Here is a 19,268-nt window from a genome sequence, read left to right on the forward strand (position 1 = left end):
CGCCGCACGTGCACCCCCGCCGGTGAGGCAGGATGGAGCCATCGATAGTCGGGAGGAACGTTTTGATCCGGTATGTCGTGGTGCTTGGACTGGGTTACGTGCTGGGTTCGAAGGCCGGGCGTCGGCGGTACGAGCAGCTCGTCGGCACTTATCGCGCGCTGACCAGCAGTCCGGTGGCCAAGTCGATGATCGAAGGGGGCCGGCGCAAGGTTGCGAACCGAATCTCCCCCGACGCCGGCTTCGTCACGCTCACGGAGATCGACGACCAGACGGCCATCATGGAACGCGACGTCGAGGGCTCGGCCGACGACGTGCTGGCGCCGTCTAATCGTCGCCGCTAGCCTGCTCCAACAGGCTGCGCCGGTAGGACTCCATCGCCACCAGGTCGCCGAATAGGGCGTGATACTCGTCGCCCTGGTCGATCGGCGACATGCGCTGCAGCTTCGACTTCACTTCGGCGATCTGCCTGCCCATCCACACCTCTTGCAGCCGGGCCAGCACACCGCCGATGTAGCGCGGCAGCTTCTCCTCGTCGACCTGTATGGCCTCCACACCCAGCTCGCTGGCCAGGCCGGCGGTCAGGGGCGAGGCTGCCTGATCGCGCACCGCCTCGATCCACTGCGCGCCGGTGGTCCCGCTCGACGTGCCCCCCGCGGTCTCGATGGCCACGCGGATGGCCGCGTACCCGGGGTGGGTGAAGCTTTCGACGGTCAGCGTGTCGAACACCGGCCCGGCGAACGCGGGGTATTGCAGGGCCGCCTTGAGCGCCTCACGTTGTGGCCACAACGTGGGGTCGCGAGGATCCGGACGGCCGGCCCCGGGCTGGGCGGCGACAGGGGCCGGGTCCGCGCCGCGACGCGGAGCCTTGACCCCAGCGCCGCCGCGGGCCTGGGCGTTGGAGGTTTTGGACTGGCTGCGCACCCGGTCGATGACCTGCGCGACGTCGTCCCAGCCGACCCACCCGGCGAGCTGGCGGGCGTACTCGTCACGCAGCGTGGGGTCCTTGATCTGACTCACCATGGGGACACAGCGGCGCAGCGCGGCAACCCGGCCCTCGGCGCTGTCCAGGTCCATCTCGGCGAGCGCCGAACGGATCGCGAATTCGAACAGCGGCGTTCGCCGCGCCACCAGATCGCGCAGCGCGCCGTCGCCGGACTTCAGCCGCAGATCACACGGATCCATGCCGTCCGGCGCGACGGCCACAAAGGACTGTCCCGCCAGGTTCTGCTCGCCGCCGAAGGCCTTGAGCGCGGCGGCCCGCCCCGCCGCGTCGCCGTCGAAAACGTAGATCAGTTCGCCGCGAAAGAAGCTGTCGTCCATCATCAGTCGGCGCAGCATCGAGAGGTGCTCGTCGCCGAACGCGGTGCCGCACGACGCCACCGCGGTGGTGACCCCGGCCAGGTGCATCGCCATCACGTCGGTGTAGCCCTCGACGACGACGGCCTGGTGTCCCCTGGCGATGTCGCGTTTGGCCAAGTCGATGCCGAACATCACGTTCGACTTCTTGTACAGCAGCGTCTCGGGCGTGTTGATGTACTTGGCTTCCATCGGATCGTCGTCGAACAGCCGCCGGGCACCGAAACCGATCACCTCGCCCGCCGAACTCCGGATGGGCCACAACAACCGGCGGTGGAAGCGGTCCATGGGTCCGCGCCGACCCTGCCGCGACAGGCCGGCCGCTTCCAGCTCTTTGAACTCAAAGCCCTTGCGCACCAGATGCTTTGTCAGCGAATCCCAGCCCGACGGCGCGAAGCCGCAACCGAAGTGGCGGGCCGCCTCGGCGTCGAAGTTCCGCTCGGTCAGATACTGCCGCGCCGGCGCGGCCTCGGCGGATTCCAGCGCCGCCGCATAGAACGCGGCCGCGGCCGCGTTCGCCGCGACGAGCCGGCTGCGACTGCCGCGGTCGCGCTGCACGCTGGTCGCCGGGCCGGAGTAAGCGATAGTGTGGCCGATCCGGTCGGCGAGCAGTTCGACCGCTTCGACGAAGCTGACGTGTTCGATCTTCTGGATGAACGCGTACACGTCGCCGCCCTCGCCGCAGCCGAAGCAGTGAAAGTGGCCGTGGTTGGGGCGGACGTGAAACGACGGCGACTTCTCGTCGTGAAACGGACACAGGCCCTTGAGCGAATCGGCGCCGGCACGCCGCAATTGGACGTAATCGCCGACGATTTCGTCGATGCGCACCCGGTCGCGGATGGCCGCGATGTCGCGGTCGGGAATCCGGCCACGACCCCGGGCACGGCCGTCGCCGTCCGCGCGTGATCCTGCCGGGCTTGACATCGGCTCAGTCTAAGGCGCGACGGCGAAAGCTAGCCGGTACCGATGACACCGCAGGCAATGCGGTCCATCGCGTTCTCGGTGTCCTGGGCGCCGTGCAACATCAGTGCGGTCTTGTTACCCGCCAACAGATCGTCCCGGTTGAACGAATCGGTGGTGGTGACCAGGTACGCCGAGCCGTCCTGTCGGACCTGCAGCGACGCCAGATCGCCGCTTTCCGGCTTACCGGTATGCCCGGGGGCCTGGTAATGACCGCCGGCGGACAGGAAGTTCCCGGGCGCACCGCCGGTGGGAGCCACCGAGTTCGGCTCGCACTTGCCGATCTCGTGCACGTGCAGGCCGTGGATCCCGGGCGTCAGGATGCCCGGCGCCGCCGTCTTGACGGTGACGGTCACATAGCCGCCGGTGAAGTCGAAGGTCGCGGTGGCCGCCGAGCGACCATCGGGCGTCTTCAGCTCCGCGCTGAGCGAGCCGCCACCGGGCGCCGGGGGCGTCGTCTCACCGGACGACGTCGGAGCGCCACTTTTCACCGGCGGGGTGGTGCCCGGTTGGGTGCTCGCATGCTGCGGTGAACTGCAGGCAGTCATGGCGACGACGGGAAGCGCCATCAAGAAGGATGCCACAAAGGGCGGGCCGCTGAATTTCGTCATGTCGGGCAGCCTAACTCGCGGCGGCCGCGCCGATCGCCGGACCGGACGACTTATCGGCGACGGGCGACTACGGCCCGCCCTGGCGGGCGTCGATCCGTTCGAGCCGGCCCTCGGTATAGGAGGCGATCTGGTCGACGATGACGCGCCACCGCGCACCGTCGCCGGTCGCGGTGTTGAAGGCCGCAGCAAAGACGGGGTCGAGCGTTCGGGGCGCTCCCGCATACAGCCAGTGCGCCACCCGATGGATGCGTTCACGCTGCCCGGCCTGGGTTTCCTGATGTCGGGGGTCGGACATGATGAACTGCAGCGCGAGGATTTTCAGCAAGGCGACCTCGGCACGCACCAGGTCGGGAACCTGCAACTCGGCCCGGTAGCGCACCAGCGGCCCGGTACCGGCCGCCGCGCGGGTGGTGGCGATGGCGGCCGAGGCGAACCGGCCGACCAATTCACTGGTCAACTGCTTGAGCGCGACCGACGCCGCCAGCGTGGCGTCGTACTTGCCGACGGCGGCGACCACCGGTAGCGCGGAGAGCCGCCGCGCGGCGGCCATGAAGTCGTCGGCGCGCACCCGGGAAAACTCGGTCTCGCCCAGTTTGGCCAGCGCGGCCGCCTCGTCATCGTCGGCAAGCACCCGCAAGTCGATGCGTTGCGACACCACACCGTCCTCGACGTCGTGCACCGAGTAGGCGACGTCGTCGGCCCAGTCCATGACCTGCGCTTCCAGGCACATCCGGCCCTCGGGCGCACCCGCCCGAACCCAGGCGGCCGGCTCGCGGTCGTCGTCGTAAAACCCGAACTTGCGCAGCCCTTCGCGCCGGGGCCACGGATACTTGGTCACCGCGTCCAGCGAGGCACGAGTCAAGTTCAACCCCGCGCTGTTGCCTTGTGCATCAAGGACTTTGGGCTCGAGGCTGGTCAAGATCCGGAAGTTTTGGGCGTTGCCTTCGAAGCCGCCATAGTCCGTCGCGACCTCATCGAGCGCGCGTTCGCCGTTGTGGCCGTAGGGCGGGTGGCCGATGTCGTGGGCCAGCCCCGCCAGCTCGACCAGGTCGAGGTCGCAGCCCAGCCCGATCGCCATTCCCCGCCCGATCTGGGCGACCTCGAGCGAGTGCGTCAACCGGGTGCGCGGTGTGTCACCCTCTCGGGGCCCGACCACCTGGGTCTTGTCGGCCAGTCGGCGCAGCGCGGCGCTGTGCAGAACCCGCGCGCGGTCCCGGGCGAAGTCGGTGCGGTGCTGACCTTCGGTACCCGGCAGACCCGCAGTCTTCGGCGCTTCGGCCACCCGTCGCTGACGGTCGAAGTCGTCGTATGGGTCGTGCTGATTCCCGGTCACCGACGCACAGTCTGCCAGGGAATGCCCGCCGAAGCCCCACTCCTCCTCAGGCCTGTAGGCCTGCATCGTCGCGGGGCTATGCCCAACCGCCCCACTCCTCCTCAGGCCTACAGGCCTGCATCGTCGCGGGGCTAGATTGGCCCTATGCGTTGCACCGCTCGCCTGATCGCCGTCATCGCGACGATCCTCACGGTCGGCTGCGGCGGCGGGTTCCTCCTCGCGCCGCCCGCCAACGCGCAACCGCCATTCCGGTTGGCCGACTACATCACTGACCACGCCGGAGCCCTGTCGGATTCCGGTCGCGGCGCGGTGAACTCTGCCCTGGACAAGCTGTACACCGATCGCCACATCCGGCTGTGGGTGGTCTACGTCGACAACTTCTCCGGGCAGACCGCCACCGGGTGGGCACAACGCACCATGAGCGACAGCGACCTGGGCACCTACGACGCGCTGCTGGCGGTCGGCACCGGCGGTCGTGAATACGCCTTCCTGGTGCCGTCCACTATCAAGGGCGTCAACGCGAATCAGGTCGACAAGTTGCGGCACAACAAGATCGAGCCCGCCCTGCACAACGGCGATTGGAGCGGTGCTGCCGTCGCGGCGGCCAACGGACTCGACACCTCGCCGGGGTCAACGGGCCGGGTGGCGCTGCTGGCCGTACTGGTGGGCGTTCTGCTCGCGTTGGGAGTCCTGTTGCTGGTCATGCGTTATCGCGGCCGGCGCCGCCGCGCCGCGGCGTTGGCCGCGGCACGGCGAGTCGACCCCACCGATGCCGCGGCGCTGGCCGGGGTGTCGCCACAGGCGCTCGACGACCTGTCCCGCGAACTGGTGGTGGACGTCGACAATGCGTTACGCACCAGCGCCAACGAATTGGATTTGGCGGTCACCGAATTCGGCGAAGAGCGGACCCAGCCCTTCACCCAGGCCGTGACCAAGGCGAAAGCGGCTCTGTCCCAGGCCTTCACGATCCGCCAGCAACTCGACGATCAAACGCCCGAGACCCCGGCGCAGCACCGCGAACTGCTCACCCAGGTGATCGTCTCGGCCGCGCGCGCCGACCGCGAATTGGAGTCGCAAACCGAGGCCTTCGAGAAGTTGCGCGATCTGGTGATCAACGCCCCGACCCGGCTGGACTCACTGACCCAGCAGTACGTGGAACTCACCACCCGCATCGCGCCGGCCGAGCAACGACTTGCCGCACTGCACAACGACTTCAGCGCCGCCGCGCTGACTTCGGTGTCCGGCAATGTCACGGCGGCCAAGGAGCGGCTGGCGTTCGCCGACCGCAATATCGGCAGCGCCCGTGAGCTTGCCGCCCAGGCTGTCAGTGGGAAACAGGCCGGTTTGGTCGATGCCGTGCGCGCCGCCGAATCGGCGCTGGGCCAGGCGCGCGCACTGCTCGACGCGGTGGACAACGCGGCCACCGACATTCAGCACGCGATTGACCGGCTGCCGTCGGCCATGACCGATATCCAGAACGACATCAAGCGCGCCGACGACCTGCTGCAGAAGGCACCGAACCCCAAAACCACGCACACCGGTGATCTGGTTGCCGCGCGCGACGCCGCCATCGGGGCCGTCGAGCGCGCCCGGGCCGGTGCCTCCGACGATCCGCTGGGCGCTTTCGGACAGCTGACCAAAGCCGACGCCGGGCTCAACGGGCTACTCGCCACGCTGGCCCAAGAGCAAGCCGCGGTCGAGCAGCTGAACCGGGCTTTGGAGCAGGCGTTGTTCACCGCGCAGTCGCGGGTACGTGCGGTGTCGGACTACATCGACACGCGGCGGGGCAGCATCGGACCCGAAGCGCGCACCCGGCTGGCCGAGGCTAAACGGCATCTACAGGCCGCCGAGGACAAACGCTCGACGCTGCCCACCGAGGCCATCGCCCACGCCCACGCGGCATCGACGCTGGCCGCCACGGCGCAATCCCTGGCCAACGACGACGTGCAAACGGCGCAGCGCGCCTACGCGGGCCGCAGCGGCGGTGACATGGGTGCGATGCTCGGCGGCATCATTATCGGCAACGTCCTCAGCGGAGGCATGCGGGGCGGATTCGGCGGCTGGAGCCCGACGTCATTCGGCGGCAGTTCGTCCGGTGGCGGTTTCCTGGGTGGCGGCGGCCGATTCTGAACAACGCCCAACGCCGGCGATCGTCCGCGCCCTGGGTTGTCTGAGTCTCAACCAGCGGCCGGGGAATGCGGTATCACGCCCGGAGAACGTGGCACGGTGTCGCCTTCCCACCCGCTCCACACACCGTCTGCGACCGCAGTCGGGCGGGGAACGTCAACCGTCTCTTCGGGAACTTCGGCGCCGGCTTCCACCTTGGGCGCCCAGTGGTCGTAGTCATCCGGCGGGACGACCACGCCCCATCTGAGTGGGACCGACAGGCCACCGAGCACGCCGGACTCACCTCGAACTGCCGACACCGTGTCATCCGGCAACGGCGAACCGAGAGGCAATAGCACCCCTGCCCCCTTCCACAGCCGATTAGAGCGTTCGGGCGCTGTGGCGAATCTACTTACACCAACCGGATCACATCGTAAGACAAAGTGAAGAAAATATGCGGGAATTGCCAATTTTTCCTTGGTTGAGCGCACGCTCAACAGCCGCGCGGCCCCCGGCCGGGTCCGCGATCGCGGACGCCGGGCATCGTCCCCCGGATGGCCGACGCGGAGAAATTCATGGCTGACTCAAATCTTCATGCAACGGATCGGTGATCACACAATCGTTGCCGCACAACACTTTACAACTCGACGGCAGTTGAATCCGACGGACGGACGAGGTTTGGAGCGTGCCACGCTAATCGGTCCATCCGGTGTGTGAGCGGACCGGCCCCCACGATTTTCACTAGACGCATCAGATAATTCCGCGCTGCGGATACAACACGGATTCCGGCGCAAAGCTTACATAACCAAGGTATTGAATTCTCGCTGTTTTGCACACCATTCACGTCTGCAACAGCAGCACCGACGCACTATCCCGGGCGGTTGCGCGGAACCACCTTGGGACGAGACCTCACCACTTCCGCCTTGGTGCCGCGGTCCTCGCCCTCGGTGTTCTTCTCCCCGACCGGCATCGCCGCCACCGGCACACCACTGCCCGACGCGGCCGCCGCCGCGGCCGGCGCCCCGGAGCCCACACCCGACATCGCCGGCGTCGCGATGTACGCCGGCATCGACCCTTCCCACGCCGCCGGCACCGACATCGACCCGATGAAGCGCGCGCTACCCAGGCCGGCCGTCGCAATGCCCAAGGCGCCCAACCCCCCGCCGGCCAACGGCTGCAGGTCGGATAACGCGCTACCGGTGCTGTGTGACGAGTTGAGGGGCGGGCTGGTCACGCCGACCAACGTCGGTGCCGTTAGCGGCGCCGACGCGGCGGGTGCCGCCGGGCCGGGGCTGTGGGCGAGCGTCACCATCGGCGTCATCAGCGCGGCCGCCGGATACATGCCGGCCTGCGCCACCGTCGTCAATGTTGCTACCGGTGTTGAGGAAAGCAACGAGACGGCCGGCGAGAACACCGACAACAACGGTTGCAGCTCGGTGACGAACGCGGTCCCCAGTGAGGACAAGCCCTGGAAGAACTGCGACGCGAAATTCAGGGGTGCCGTCACCAAGTCGGCCAGGCCCGCCAGCCCCGCGGACGCTCCGCCACCGCTCGGGGCCGGGGGCGGCACGCTGAACTCCGGCAATGCCTGCGCCATCGATTGCGCCCCGGCGTGATAGCCCAGCATCGCGGCCACGTCCTGCGCCCACATCTCGAGGTACTCGAGCTCGGTCTGTGCGATCGCGGCCGTGTTGATGCCCAAGAAGTTCGTCGCGATCAAGACGAGCAGCCGGGCCCGATTCGCCAGCACCGCCGGTAGCGGCACCGTCGCCACCACAGCCCCCTCGAAGGCCAACGCCGCGATCCGGGCCTGCAAGGCCGCCACCTCGGCTTGTGCCGCCGCGATGACCAGCCATTGCAGATAGGGCGCCGCGGCCACGGTCATCGAGATCGACGACGGCCCCATCCAGGCGCCACCGACCAGATCCGAAATTACGGTTTGAAAAGACGATGCCGAGGTCGACAGCTCAACCGCCAGCCCGTCCCACGCCGAGGCCGCTTCGAACAGAGGTCCGGCGCCCGCGCCGCCAAATATCAAGGCCGAGTTGATCTCAGGAGGGAAGAACACAAACGAGGGAATCATTCGCCAACCCCAACTGACCGTGTCAACGGCTCCGCCCCCGGACGGTTCGACTTCCGCCCGCGGTGCGACTAGCTATCCACTTATGGCCCAGAGGTGATCCTAAGGCAACCTCACCGCCGTACGCCGGACTTTTAGGCAAAGTTTATTTCGCGAATCCGGTGTTCAGCGATGGCGCGTCAGCACCAACGGGGGTCGACGAGACGGGCGCCGCCGCAACGGAAGAATCTACCTACAAGACGGCCCCGCGATCGGGCGATTAACAGCCCTTGAGGCGCGTCGCCAGATAATCGGACACGGCATTCATCGCGACCCGCTCCTGGGACATGTCGTCGCGCCGGCGCACCGTCACGGCGTTGTCCTCGAGTGAGTCGAAATCCACCGTCACGCAGAACGGCGTGCCGATCTCGTCCTGGCGCCGGTACCGTCGCCCGATCGCGCCGGCGTCATCGAAATCGATATTCCAGAACTTGCGTAACTCGGCGGCCAAGTCCCGCGCCTTGGGACTCAGGTCGGCGTGGCGGGACAGCGGAAGCACCGCCGCCTTGACCGGAGCCAGCCGCGGGTCCAGACGCAAAACGGTGCGTTTCTCCATCTTGCCCTTGGCGTTTGGGGCTTCGTCCTCCACGTAGGCGTCGATCAAGAACGCCATGAACGACCGCGTCAGACCGGCGGCCGGCTCGATGACGTACGGGGTGTAGCGGGTGTCGGTGACCTGGTCGTAGAACGACAGGTCGACGCCGGAATGCTTTGCGTGCGTAGACAAGTCGAAATCGGTGCGGTTCGCGACACCTTCCAGTTCGCCCCACGGATTACCGGCGAAACCGAACTTGTACTCGATGTCGACGGTGCGATCGGAGTAGTGCGAAAGCTTGTCGGCCGGATGCTCGAACAACCGCAAGTTCTCCGGATCGATGCCCAGCTCTACATACCACTGCAGCCTCGTGTCGATCCAGTACTGATGCCATTCCTTCGCGGTCGACGGCTCGACGAAGAACTCCATCTCCATTTGCTCGAACTCACGGGTCCGGAAAATGAAGTTTCCCGGGGTGATTTCGTTGCGAAAACTCTTGCCGATCTGACCGATACCGAACGGGGGCTTCTTGCGGGCGGTCGTCACCACGTTGGCGAAGTTGACGAAGATGCCCTGCGCGGTCTCCGGACGCAGATAGTGCAGGCCCTCCTCGGTCTCGATCGGACCCAGGTAGGTCTTGAGCATCATGTTGAATTCGCGCGGCTCGGTCCATTGGCCCGGCTCGCCGGTCTCCGGGTCGCGGATGTCGGCCAGCCCGTTGGGCGGCGGATGGCCGTGTTTGGCTTCGTAGGCCTCGATGAGATGGTCGGCGCGATAGCGCTTGTGGGTGATCAACGACTCGACCAGCGGGTCGTGGAAGACCTCGACATGGCCGGAGGCCACCCACACCTGGCGCGGCAAGATGATCGACGAATCCAGCCCGACGACGTCGTCGCGACCGCTGACCACCGAGCGCCACCACTGCCGCTTGATGTTCTCCTTGAACTCCACGCCCAGCGGGCCGTAATCCCACGCCGACCGGGTGCCGCCGTAGATCTCCCCGGAGGGAAAGACGAAGCCGCGGCGCTTGGCCAGGTTCACTACGGTGTCGATGACGGACGCCACGGGGCGGTGCACTCCCTTTCCGGATTTGGCGGGCACGCGCGGCGGTCAGCCACGCAGCGCAGAGCATCAGTCATGGTAGCGATCGACGCCGCGCTCTTTGACATGCGTCATCATGCATGTGACAGTGGAAGGCAGCCGATAACGATATTCAATGGCGGATACTTTCCCACTACCTGGCACTTCTCGAGGTGATGCCGCTCCCATGACGTCCCCGTCATCTTCTCCCCCGGCTCCGGCCGCCGCGAACGACCCGGGCGTGGGCGCGGTCGCCCACGGCCACGACGCGCTCGCCCCCGGTGGGCATGCCAGAGCCGCGGCATACCCCGTTCCGCCGCCGCGGGACATCCTCGATGCCGCCGGGGAGCTGTTGCGCGCGCTGGCCGCGCCCGTGCGCATCGCCATCGTGCTGCAATTGCGCGAGTCCCACCGCTGCGTGCACGAGCTGGTGGATGCGCTGGCCGTGCCCCAGCCGCTGGTCAGCCAGCATCTGAAGATTCTCAAGGCGGCCGGGGTGGTCACCGGGGAGCGATCCGGTCGCGAAGTGCTCTACCGGCTCGCCGACCATCACCTCGCGCACATCGTGGTGGACGCCGTCGCGCACGCGAGTGAGGAGCCGCGCCAATGACCCGCGTCGGCGACGATGCAGCGCGCAGCGCTGAGAAGGAGCCGCGCCAATGACAGGAACCAGCGTCCGCTCCACCCGGCAGCGTGCGGCGATCTCCACGCTGCTGGAGACGCTCGACGAGTTCCGCTCGGCGCAAGAGCTGCATGACGAGTTGCGCCGCCGCGGCGAGAACATCGGGTTGACGACGGTCTACCGGACGCTGCAGTCGATGGCGGCGGCGGGGATGATCGACACGCTGCGCACCGACACCGGTGAATCGGTCTACCGCAGGTGTTCGGAGCACCATCACCACCACCTGGTGTGCCGCAGTTGTGGCGCCACCATCGAGGTGGGCGATCACGAGGTCGAGGAGTGGGCGACGGCAGTGGCCGCCAAACATGGCTTCTCCGACGTCAGCCACACGATTGAAATCTTCGGCACCTGTTCGGACTGCGGCGGCCGTTAGCCGGTTACGCCGTCAAAGCCCGACGGATCTCGGCGCCGGTGTCCAGCACCAACAGGATCAAGGTCCGCAGGGCCTCGTCGGTCAGGCCGCCGCCCGGGAAGTTGTAACGCAGCATCACGTCGGCGGTCTTGGATGCGCCTTTGCCCGAATTGCGTTGCACGGCCTTATCGTTGACCTTCTCGATCAGGCTCACACTGCCGAAGTTGCTGTCGCGGGCCTGTTTCGTCACTTGCTCGCTGATCTTCTTGGTCAGCGGCAGATCCCAGGCCAATATCTGGGTGAGCGATACCAGATCGAGGCCCTCGGCGATGTTCACCACCCGCAACGAGGCGATGGTGCCGCCGTGGCGCACCGTCACCGCGCCGTCGGCCTCCTCCTCGAGTGGAAGGACGTCGCCGAGTATCGACGCCAGACGCTCCTGCAACGACGGCACTATGCGCTCCCGAATCTGCGGTTGCGGGAGGCGTATTCCTCACACGCCGCCCATAAGTCGCGGCGGTCGTAGTCGGGCCACAGCTTGTCCTGGAACACGTACTCGGCGTACGCCGCCTGCCACAACATGAAATTGCTGGACCGGTGCTCCCCCGACGTCCGCAGGAACAGGTCCACGTCGGGGATGTCGGGCCGCTGCAGGTGATGCCCCACGGTCGACTCGGTGATGCGCTCCGGGTTCAACCGTCCGGCCGCGGCCAGGCGTGCGATTTCCTTTGTGGCTTCGGCAATTTCGGCGCGACCGCCGTAGTTGACGCAGTAGTTGACGGTGATGACGTCGTTGCCCTTGGTCATGTCCTCCGCAATCACCAACTCATTGATCACGCTGCGCCACAGGCGAGGCCGCGAACCCACCCACCGAATCTTGACGCCGATCGCGTTCAGGTTCACCCGGCGCATGCGCACCACGTCGCGGTTGAACCCCATCAGGAAGCGCACCTCTTCGGGGGAACGCTTCCAGTTTTCGGTGGAGAAGGCGTAGAGGCTGAGCCATTTGATGCCGAGTTCGATTGCACCGCAGACGATATCGATGACCACGGCCTCACCCGCCTTGTGGCCGTCGGTACGGGTCAATCCCTGTTGGGTGGCCCAGCGGCCGTTGCCGTCCATCACGATGGCCACATGATTGGGCAACCGATCGGCCTCGATTCTGGGCGGGGCCGCCTTGGAGATGTGTTGCGGTGGGCGGCACGGGCCGCCGTCGGCCGACGGCGGCAGCTCCGGAAAGACGACCGGCCAGGTCGACTTGTCGGGAAACACCGGATAATCGTCGGGCGCGGGCGGCAACTGCGGGAAATCGGCTGCCGCCGTGGCGCGCTCAGCCTTTTGGTCAGAGCCGCCGGCCCAGAGTTTAGCCACAGTCCATATCCTGCCTGATCAGCGCCGCGCGCTGTTCGGCGATGGTGCGGTCGGCGTGATACGTCCGTTCCACGAGCGGCAACGTCTTGAGCTGGCGCTCCAAATGCCACTGCAGGTGCGCGGCCACCAGACCGCTGACGTAGTTGCGGTGCGATTGCGGCGTCTCTTCGGCGAAGTCCCAATCGCCGTCGTGCAGTGCGGACATCAGATCCAGCACCCCCGGCGGCGGTGTCGTCGAACCGGCCGGGCGGCAGTGTGAGCAGACGCTGCCGCCGACGCCGACATGGAACGCCCGATGCGGACCGGGCGTGGCGCAACGGGCGCACTCGGTCAGCGCCGGCGCCCATCCGGCAATGCCCATCGCACGCAGCAGGTAGGCGTCCAGCAGCAGATCCCGGGACCGGCGCCCGTCGGCCACCGCCCGCAACGCGCTCACCGTGAGCCCGTGCAGGGCAGGGGCGGGCGCCCGCTCCTCGCCGGCGAGGCGTTCGGCGGTTTCCAGCATGGCGCAGCCGCAGGTGTAGCGGCCGTAGTCGTTGACGATGTCGGTGGCGAACGCGTCAATCGAGACGACCTGGGTGACGATGTCGAGGTTGCGGCCGGAGTGTAATTGCGCGTCGATGTGCGCGAACGGCTCCAGTCGCGCACCGAATTTGCTGCGGGTGCGGCGCACGCCCTTGGCCACCGCGCGGACCAGCCCGTGATCACGAGTGAGCAGGGTAACGATCCGGTCGGCTTCGCCGAGCTTGTGCTGGCGCAACACAACAGCTCGGTCTCGGTATAGCCGCATCACAATAGTTTTGCACCCCGCCGCGACATTACGGGTATCCGCGCCGTTAGTCTCGTACCCCGTGATTGGCGCTTCTGGGTCGGGTCCTGGGTCCATTTCCGGATCCCGCCGCCGGCGCCTGCCCACACTGACTGACCTGCTCTATCAGCTGGCCAGCCGGTCAGTGACGTCCACCACACTGGTGGGTCGCTCCCTGCACGCCATCCACGCCAGCCAGCCCACGCTGAACGCCTTTCGGGTGGTGCTCACCGAGTCGGCGCTGGCCGACGCGGCGGAGGCCGACCGGCGCCGCGCGGCCGGCGACACCGCTCCCCTGCTGGGGATTCCGATCGCCGTGAAAGACGATGTCGACGTCGCCGGGGTGCCGACCGCCTTCGGGACCGAGGGGTCGGTCGCGCCCGCGGTGCAGGACGCCGAGGTGGTCCGGCGACTCAAGGCGGCCGGCGCGGTGATCGTCGGCAAGACCAACACCTGCGAACTCGGCCAATGGCCGTTCACCAGCGGGCCCGGTTTCGGGCATACCCGCAACCCCTGGTCGCGCCGGCACACCCCGGGCGGATCGTCGGGCGGCAGCGCCGCGGCGGTGGCGGCCGGCCTGGTCACCGCCGCCATCGGCTCGGACGGCGCCGGTAGCATCCGCATCCCGGCGGCGTGGACGCACCTGGTGGGTATCAAGCCGCAGCGCGGACGCATCTCGACTTGGCCGTTGCCGGAGGCGTTCAACGGCATCACGGTCAACGGCGTGTTGGCCCGGACCGTGGCCGATGCGGCGCTGGTGCTCGACGCCGCGTCCGGCAACGTCGAGGGCGACCGGCACCAGCCGCCCCGGATCACCGCCTCCGACTATGTGGGGAAGGCGCCGGGCCCGCTGAACATCGCGCTGTCCACCCGGTTCCCGTACACCGGTTTTCGTCCGAAGCTGCACCCGGAGATCCTGGCCGCGACGCGCGCCGTCGGTAAGCAACTTGAGCTGCTCGGCCACACCGTGGTGCCCGGCAACCCGGACTACGGCATGCGGCTGTCGTGGGACTTTCTCGCCCGGTCGACCTCGGGCCTCCGGGATTGGGAAGAGCGGCTGGGCGACGGCGTCGTGCTGGATCCCCGCACACTGTCCAACCTGCGCGTGGGCGCCGTGCTGGGACAGGCGATCCTGCGCACCGCACGCCGCCACGAAGCGGCCGACCAGCGCCGGGTGGGCTCGATCTTCGACATCGTCGACGTCGTGTTGGCGCCGACCACCGCGCAGCCACCGCCGCTGGCGCGCGCCTTCGACCGATTGGGCGGCTTCGGCACCGACCGCGCCATGGTCGCGGCGTGCCCGCTGACGTTCCCGTGGAACGTCCTGGGCTGGCCGTCGATCAACGTCCCGGCGGGCTTCACGTCCGACGGTCTGCCGATCGGTGTGCAGCTGATGGGCCCGGCGAACAGCGAGGGCATGCTGATTTCGCTGGCCGCAGAGCTGGAAGCCGTATGCGGATGGGCGAGCCAACAGCCGCAGCCGTGGTGGGACGAGACCGCGGAGCCGCCCGGCGGGATCAACGGCTGATCACGCCCTATCCCCCGGGCATCTCGCCGTCGTTCCCGGTGAACGCCTCAATGAGGCTGTGCTGGACTACCTTTGCTCGGGCGTCGAGGCCGGCATGAACCTACCCGACGCCGCGGATCCGTCGTTGCAGACGATCCGGGTGCTCGCCTGATGTGGCGATGATTCGCATCACCACTCACATGAGCCACATGCGTAGCCTGTGCCTGGCATGTGGGTTTTCCCGATTGCGCTAGCACCGGCGCTAGCACGAATGAAACTCACCTATTGATCGGAGGCCGGGCGGGGCGTGTGGCGGCCGCCGCGGGGGTGCGCCGGTTGGGCCGAGGGGGCGTGGCCATCGCCGGGCGGGGCGTCGCCGTCGCCGGCGGGGCATGCGCCGGCCGGATCGCGCGCCGGACTCGCCCACCGAATGCCAGCGCTAAAAACCAAGCCTGCCAAGCTGTTTGGGGTCGCTCTGCCAATTCTTGGCGACCTTGACGCGCAGGTCGAGGTAAACCTTGGTGCCCAGCAGCTTTTCGATCTGGGCGCGCGCGGCCGTGCCGACCTCCCGCAGCCGGGCACCGCCCTTGCCGATGATGATCCCCTTCTGGCTGTCGCGTTCGACGTAGAGCAGGGCATGCACGTCGATCAGGTCGTCGCGATCCTCCCGCGGGTTGACCTCGTCGATGACCACCGCCAGCGAATGCGGCAGCTCGTCGCGAACGCCCTCCAGGGCGGCCTCGCGGATGAGCTCGGCCATCAGGACCTCTTCGGGTTCGTCGGTCAACTCACCGTCGGGGTAGTAGGCCGGACCGGGCGGCAGCGCCGCGGCCAGCACATCGATCAAGATGTCGACCTGCGCCCCGGTCACCGCCGACACCGGGACGATTTCGGCCGAGTCGCCGACCAGCTCACTGGCCGCCACCAACTGCGCGGCTACCCGATCCTTGGGCGTCTTGTCGATCTTGGTGACGATGGCCACCAGGGCCGTCTTCGGTGCGGTCGCGCGAATCTGCTCGACGATCCACCGGTCTCCCGGACCGATCGTCTCGTCGGCCGGGATGCACAGCCCGATCACGTCGACTTCGGAATAGGTGTCGCGCACCAGATCGTTGAGGCGCTTGCCCAGCAGGGTGCGCGGCCGGTGCAACCCGGGGGTGTCGACCAGGATGATCTGGAAGTCTTCCCGGTGCACGATGCCGCGGATGGTGTGCCGGGTGGTCTGTGGCCGCATCGAGGTGATCGCGACCTTGGTCCCGACGAGCGCGTTCGTCAGTGTCGATTTCCCGGTGTTGGGGCGACCGACCAAACATACGAAACCGGAACGGAATTCAGTCATCCTGGGCGGACACCTCGCCGTCGGATGAACCGTCGGATTCGGCCGGGCTGAGCAGGACGGTGTTGATCCGCACCCGGCCCCGGTGGTCGGCGCCGCCCTCGGCCTGCAGCCGCACACCGTGGGAGACCACCTCGGCGCCCGGCAGCGGGACCCGGCCCAATTCCAGGGCGAGCAAACCGCCCACGGTATCGACATCGAGATCGTCGTCGAACTCCACGTCATACAGCTCGCCCAGGTCTTCGATCGGCAACCGCGCCGACACGCGGAAGTGTTTGTCGCCCAGATCTTCTACCGGCGCCGTTTCGGCCTGGTCGTACTCGTCGGCGATCTCGCCGACGATTTCCTCCAGCACGTCTTCGATGCTGACCAGACCTGCGATCGCACCGTACTCGTCGACGAGGAGAGCCATGTGATTGCGGTCTCGCTGCATTTCCCGCAGCAGCGAGTCCAACGGCTTGGAGTCCGGCACGAATACCGCCGGCCGCATCACCTTCGACACCAGCGGGGTCCTGCCGCCGTCGCCCAACAAAACAGTCTGCTGCACAAGATCTTTCAGGTACACGACGCCGAGGATGTCGTCGACGTTCTCGCCGATCACCGGGATTCGGGAATGCCCGCTGCGCACCGCCAGGTTGATCGCCTGGCTGGCGAACTTGTCGCTTTCGATCCAGATCATCTCGGTGCGCGGCACCATCACCTCGCGGGCCGGGGTGTCACCGAGCTCGAAGACCGACTGGATCATCCGTCTCTCTTCGGCGGCGACCACACCGCGCTGCTGGGCCAGATCAACGACTTCGCGCAACTCGATCTCGGAGGCGAACGGCCCGTTCCGCAGGCCGCGGCCCGGAGTCACCGCGTTACCCAGCACCACCAGCAACCGGCTGATCGGCATCAACAGCCACGAAATCGCTTGCAGGGGAAGAACTGTCGTCAACGCAATGGAGTAGGCGTTCTGACGGCCGAGGGTACGCGGCCCCACCCCCATGACGACGAAGCTGGTCACCACCATGATGGCCGCGGCGCCGAACAATCCCCAGCGCAGCCCGAAGTTGTCATAGAGGAACACCACCAGCAGCACGGTCGCCGTGATCTCGCAGGTGATCCGCAGCAGCACGACAAGGTTGATGTAGCGGGGCCGCTCCGACATCACCTTGGACAACGCCACCGCGCCGGGCCGCTCGTCGCGCACCAACTCCTGAACCCGGGCCAGCGACACCGTGCTGATGGCCGCATCGATCGCCGCGAACAATCCACCCAGCGCGATCAGCGCCACCGCGCCGAGCAGCTCAGACCAGCCGGTCATGTGTCAGCGTTCTGCTCCTCGGTGCGGCTCCGTCGAGCCAGCAGCCACGCGATCAGGCCCACCACCACCGCGAATCCCCCGAAGCGCAGCGCCAGGGTCCACCCGGACTGGTGGGGTTCGCCGGGTTCCTGGTGGTGAACTGCCAGCAGCACCAGGAAGCTGCCGTCGTCGGTGGGACCGACGCCCGGCGTCGGCTGGGTCTTGATCACCCTGAGCTGGGCGGGGGCGCTGGTGGAGTTGTCGACCTGCCCCCAAGCCAGAGTGGAGTCGTCGAACAGGAAGGTGTCCTGGCCGCCCGCGGGTTGACTGCCGTCGTGACCCACCACGGCCACGTGGCCCACTTCGACGGTCTCGCTCTTGGCGGGCACGGACACCGTGACGTTCTCGTACAGCTTCGGGGGCGCCGGCGGTCTGTAATCGGGCGGCGGCGGACCGTTGTAGCCGTTCAACGGTATTGACCCTCCGCCGTAGAAGCTGCCAGCCGCCACGTAGCTGTCGCCGACCGCGGTGAACGGGACGACGCCGACGGTCGTGGCGTCGAGCACCATCCGGGCGCCGCGCGCCAGGTAGGCCTGCTGGTAGGCCCCGTTATAGAGGTAGCGGAACGTGATCGGCTGATTGAGCGGGTTGTAGATGGTCGGGCGGCGATAGGCATCGTCGTAGTCGATGTAGTCCCAGTGGCGCGGACGGACAAACTTCTGATCGTCGATCTTGAGGATGTCGACGTTCTCCCGGTGGGAACTCACGACGTTCTGCACCTGCTGGTTGAAATCCATTTGGGTCGGCGGCTTCGGCGGGTTGGCGGGGTCGACGCGCGTCACCGGTGCGGCTTTGGCCGCCGCGATCGCCAGCGACGGCGCATCCAGCCCTCTCGGCGGCGCCACGACCGGGGCGTTGCGCGGCGCGTCGGGGCCCGGCGGGTTGATCTCCAGCGCCGGAACGCTCTGACCCGAGTTCGGCGGCGGCAGGACCAATGGGTTCTGCGCCGGCGGTGGCATCGGGGGCGGCTCGTACACCGGGATGGGAACTTCCGGAGCCCGCGTAGGCGCGTTGCTCGGAGGCCCCTGGACCCCGCGGCGGTCCTCGTTGCAGACGTTCGCCGTGTGATAGGCGTTCACGTAGAACATGCAGTGCTGACAGGCGACGGGGTTGGATCCGGGGCCTGCGCACGGGGCGGCCTGCGCCTCGGTGGTCGTGACCAACACCGACAAAGGTGCGAATGCGATGGCGGCTGCCGCCAAGATGCTGAGTGGCCTCAATTGTCGAAATACCTTGACTTGTCTAGCAATCGGCGGTCCCGCTCCTGTTGGCGGTCCTGGTGGTACGCCTCGACCTGCTCGGCGACCCACTCTTCGAGCAACCGGTCCTGAAGGGCGAACATCTCTTTTTCCTCTGCCGGCTCGCCGTGGTCGTAGCCGATCAGATGAAGCACCCCGTGGATGGTCAGTAGGGCCAGCTCGTGCCCCAGGTTGTGCCCTGCCGCGGCGGCCTGGCCGGCCGCGAATTCCGGGCAGAGCACAATGTCGCCCAGCATCGAGGGGCCCGGCTCGGGGGCGTCCGGACGCCCACCCGGCTCGAGTTCGTCCATCGGAAAGCTCATCACGTCGGTCGGACCGGGCAGGTCCATCCACCGCATGTGCAGGTCGGCCATCGCGGCCGTGTCCAGCAGCACCATCGACAGCTCGGCCGCCGGATTGACGTCCATCTTGGCGATGACGAACCGCGCGACGCTGATCAGTTCGGCCTCGGAGACGTCGATACCCGATTCGTTGGATACCTCAATGCTCATAACCCGCTCACCGCACC

At 67.4% G+C, this 19,268-nt stretch carries 17 protein-coding genes and 2 pseudogenes; 6 read left to right on the forward strand and 13 right to left on the reverse strand.

Going from position 1 to position 19,268, the window contains the following annotated elements:
- The first annotated feature begins 62 nt into the window (after positions 1–62).
- Positions 63–341, forward strand: a complete 279-nt coding sequence (locus tag G6N50_RS09955) for a hypothetical protein (RefSeq protein ID WP_083095784.1) — start codon at positions 63–65, stop codon at positions 339–341.
- Here the strand turns inward: G6N50_RS09955 and dnaG are convergent.
- The 3 genes from dnaG to G6N50_RS09970 form a co-directional block, all read right to left on the reverse strand.
- Positions 325–2,280: a DNA primase gene (dnaG, locus tag G6N50_RS09960; protein ID WP_083095782.1), complete on the reverse strand. Its 1,956-nt coding sequence runs from the start codon at positions 2,278–2,280 to the stop codon at positions 325–327. The two genes, G6N50_RS09955 and dnaG, sit on opposite strands and share 17 nt — an antisense overlap.
- A 29-nt stretch (positions 2,281–2,309) precedes the next feature.
- The gene (sodC, locus tag G6N50_RS09965) at positions 2,310–2,927 is read right to left on the reverse strand and encodes a superoxide dismutase[Cu-Zn] (protein WP_083095780.1); all 618 of its coding nucleotides are present in this window, start codon (positions 2,925–2,927) and stop codon (positions 2,310–2,312) included.
- Between the two features lie 67 nt (positions 2,928–2,994).
- Positions 2,995–4,260 carry a deoxyguanosinetriphosphate triphosphohydrolase gene (locus tag G6N50_RS09970; RefSeq protein WP_083095778.1) on the reverse strand — a complete coding sequence of 422 codons (1,266 nt, stop codon included), beginning with the start codon at positions 4,258–4,260 and terminating at the stop codon, positions 2,995–2,997.
- A 144-nt stretch (positions 4,261–4,404) separates the two neighbouring features.
- Here G6N50_RS09970 and G6N50_RS09975 point away from each other — a divergent pair, with 144 nt between their 5' ends.
- Entirely contained in the window at positions 4,405–6,390 is a 1,986-nt protein-coding gene (locus tag G6N50_RS09975) for a TPM domain-containing protein (RefSeq protein ID WP_083095775.1), read from the forward strand.
- A 169-nt stretch (positions 6,391–6,559) separates the two neighbouring features.
- On the opposite strand, the pseudogene G6N50_RS30060 reads toward G6N50_RS09975, so the two are convergent.
- The 3 genes and pseudogenes from G6N50_RS30060 to G6N50_RS09990 form a co-directional block, all read right to left on the reverse strand.
- Positions 6,560–6,725, reverse strand: a pseudogene (locus tag G6N50_RS30060) (hypothetical protein); the annotation flags it as partial.
- 509 nt (positions 6,726–7,234) lie between these two features.
- A complete protein-coding gene (locus tag G6N50_RS09985) occupies positions 7,235–8,449 on the reverse strand; it encodes a PPE family protein (RefSeq protein ID WP_083095769.1) in 1,215 nt (404 codons plus the stop codon).
- 256 nt (positions 8,450–8,705) lie between these two features.
- Complete coding sequence (locus G6N50_RS09990; RefSeq protein ID WP_083095854.1) at positions 8,706–10,097, reverse strand: glycine--tRNA ligase; 1,392 nt, start codon at positions 10,095–10,097, stop codon at positions 8,706–8,708.
- Between the two features lie 190 nt (positions 10,098–10,287).
- Here G6N50_RS09990 and G6N50_RS09995 point away from each other — a divergent pair, with 190 nt between their 5' ends.
- Both G6N50_RS09995 and G6N50_RS10000 read left to right on the forward strand, forming a co-directional pair.
- The gene (locus tag G6N50_RS09995; protein ID WP_083095767.1) at positions 10,288–10,710 is read left to right on the forward strand and encodes an ArsR/SmtB family transcription factor; all 423 of its coding nucleotides are present in this window, start codon (positions 10,288–10,290) and stop codon (positions 10,708–10,710) included.
- A gap of 49 nt (positions 10,711–10,759) precedes the next feature.
- Positions 10,760–11,155 carry a Fur family transcriptional regulator gene (locus tag G6N50_RS10000; protein ID WP_083095764.1) on the forward strand — a complete coding sequence of 132 codons (396 nt, stop codon included), beginning with the start codon at positions 10,760–10,762 and terminating at the stop codon, positions 11,153–11,155.
- A gap of 4 nt (positions 11,156–11,159) precedes the next feature.
- Here G6N50_RS10000 and G6N50_RS10005 read toward each other — a convergent pair whose 3' ends face one another.
- From G6N50_RS10005 to recO, 3 genes are read right to left on the reverse strand one after another with little or no spacing between them, the layout of a single operon-like run.
- On the reverse strand, positions 11,160–11,588 hold the full coding sequence (locus G6N50_RS10005) for a hypothetical protein (protein WP_083095761.1): 429 nt from the start codon (positions 11,586–11,588) through the stop codon (positions 11,160–11,162).
- A complete protein-coding gene (locus G6N50_RS10010; protein WP_083095758.1) occupies positions 11,588–12,505 on the reverse strand; it encodes a decaprenyl diphosphate synthase in 918 nt (305 codons plus the stop codon). Before G6N50_RS10010 ends, G6N50_RS10005 begins: the two co-directional genes overlap by 1 nt.
- Positions 12,498–13,295 carry a DNA repair protein RecO gene (recO, locus tag G6N50_RS10015; RefSeq protein ID WP_083095754.1) on the reverse strand — a complete coding sequence of 266 codons (798 nt, stop codon included), beginning with the start codon at positions 13,293–13,295 and terminating at the stop codon, positions 12,498–12,500. The genes G6N50_RS10010 and recO overlap by 8 nt, the downstream gene beginning before the upstream one ends.
- Before the next feature lie 61 nt (positions 13,296–13,356).
- On the opposite strand from recO, the gene G6N50_RS10020 reads away from it, so the two are divergent.
- Complete coding sequence (locus G6N50_RS10020) at positions 13,357–14,841, forward strand: amidase (protein WP_083095752.1); 1,485 nt, start codon at positions 13,357–13,359, stop codon at positions 14,839–14,841.
- Positions 14,838–14,992: pseudogene (locus G6N50_RS10025) on the forward strand (Orn/Lys/Arg family decarboxylase); the annotation flags it as partial. The gene G6N50_RS10020 and the pseudogene G6N50_RS10025, both read left to right, overlap by 4 nt.
- A gap of 267 nt (positions 14,993–15,259) precedes the next feature.
- On the opposite strand, the gene era reads toward G6N50_RS10025, so the two are convergent.
- Genes era through ybeY form a run of 4 tightly spaced genes read right to left on the reverse strand, consistent with a single transcriptional unit; the run spans position 15,260 to position 19,251 of the window.
- A complete protein-coding gene (gene era, locus G6N50_RS10030) occupies positions 15,260–16,159 on the reverse strand; it encodes a GTPase Era (RefSeq protein WP_083095749.1) in 900 nt (299 codons plus the stop codon).
- A complete protein-coding gene (locus tag G6N50_RS10035; RefSeq protein ID WP_083095747.1) occupies positions 16,152–17,462 on the reverse strand; it encodes a hemolysin family protein in 1,311 nt (436 codons plus the stop codon). The genes era and G6N50_RS10035 overlap by 8 nt, the downstream gene beginning before the upstream one ends.
- The gene (locus tag G6N50_RS10040; protein WP_083095744.1) at positions 17,459–18,721 is read right to left on the reverse strand and encodes a hypothetical protein; all 1,263 of its coding nucleotides are present in this window, start codon (positions 18,719–18,721) and stop codon (positions 17,459–17,461) included. The genes G6N50_RS10035 and G6N50_RS10040 overlap by 4 nt, the downstream gene beginning before the upstream one ends.
- The gene (gene ybeY / locus G6N50_RS10045) at positions 18,718–19,251 is read right to left on the reverse strand and encodes an rRNA maturation RNase YbeY (RefSeq protein WP_083095742.1); all 534 of its coding nucleotides are present in this window, start codon (positions 19,249–19,251) and stop codon (positions 18,718–18,720) included. Before ybeY ends, G6N50_RS10040 begins: the two co-directional genes overlap by 4 nt.
- Positions 19,252–19,268 lie beyond the last annotated feature (17 nt).

The organism is Mycobacterium mantenii, assembly GCF_010731775.1.
GTDB lineage: Bacteria > Actinomycetota > Actinomycetes > Mycobacteriales > Mycobacteriaceae > Mycobacterium > Mycobacterium mantenii.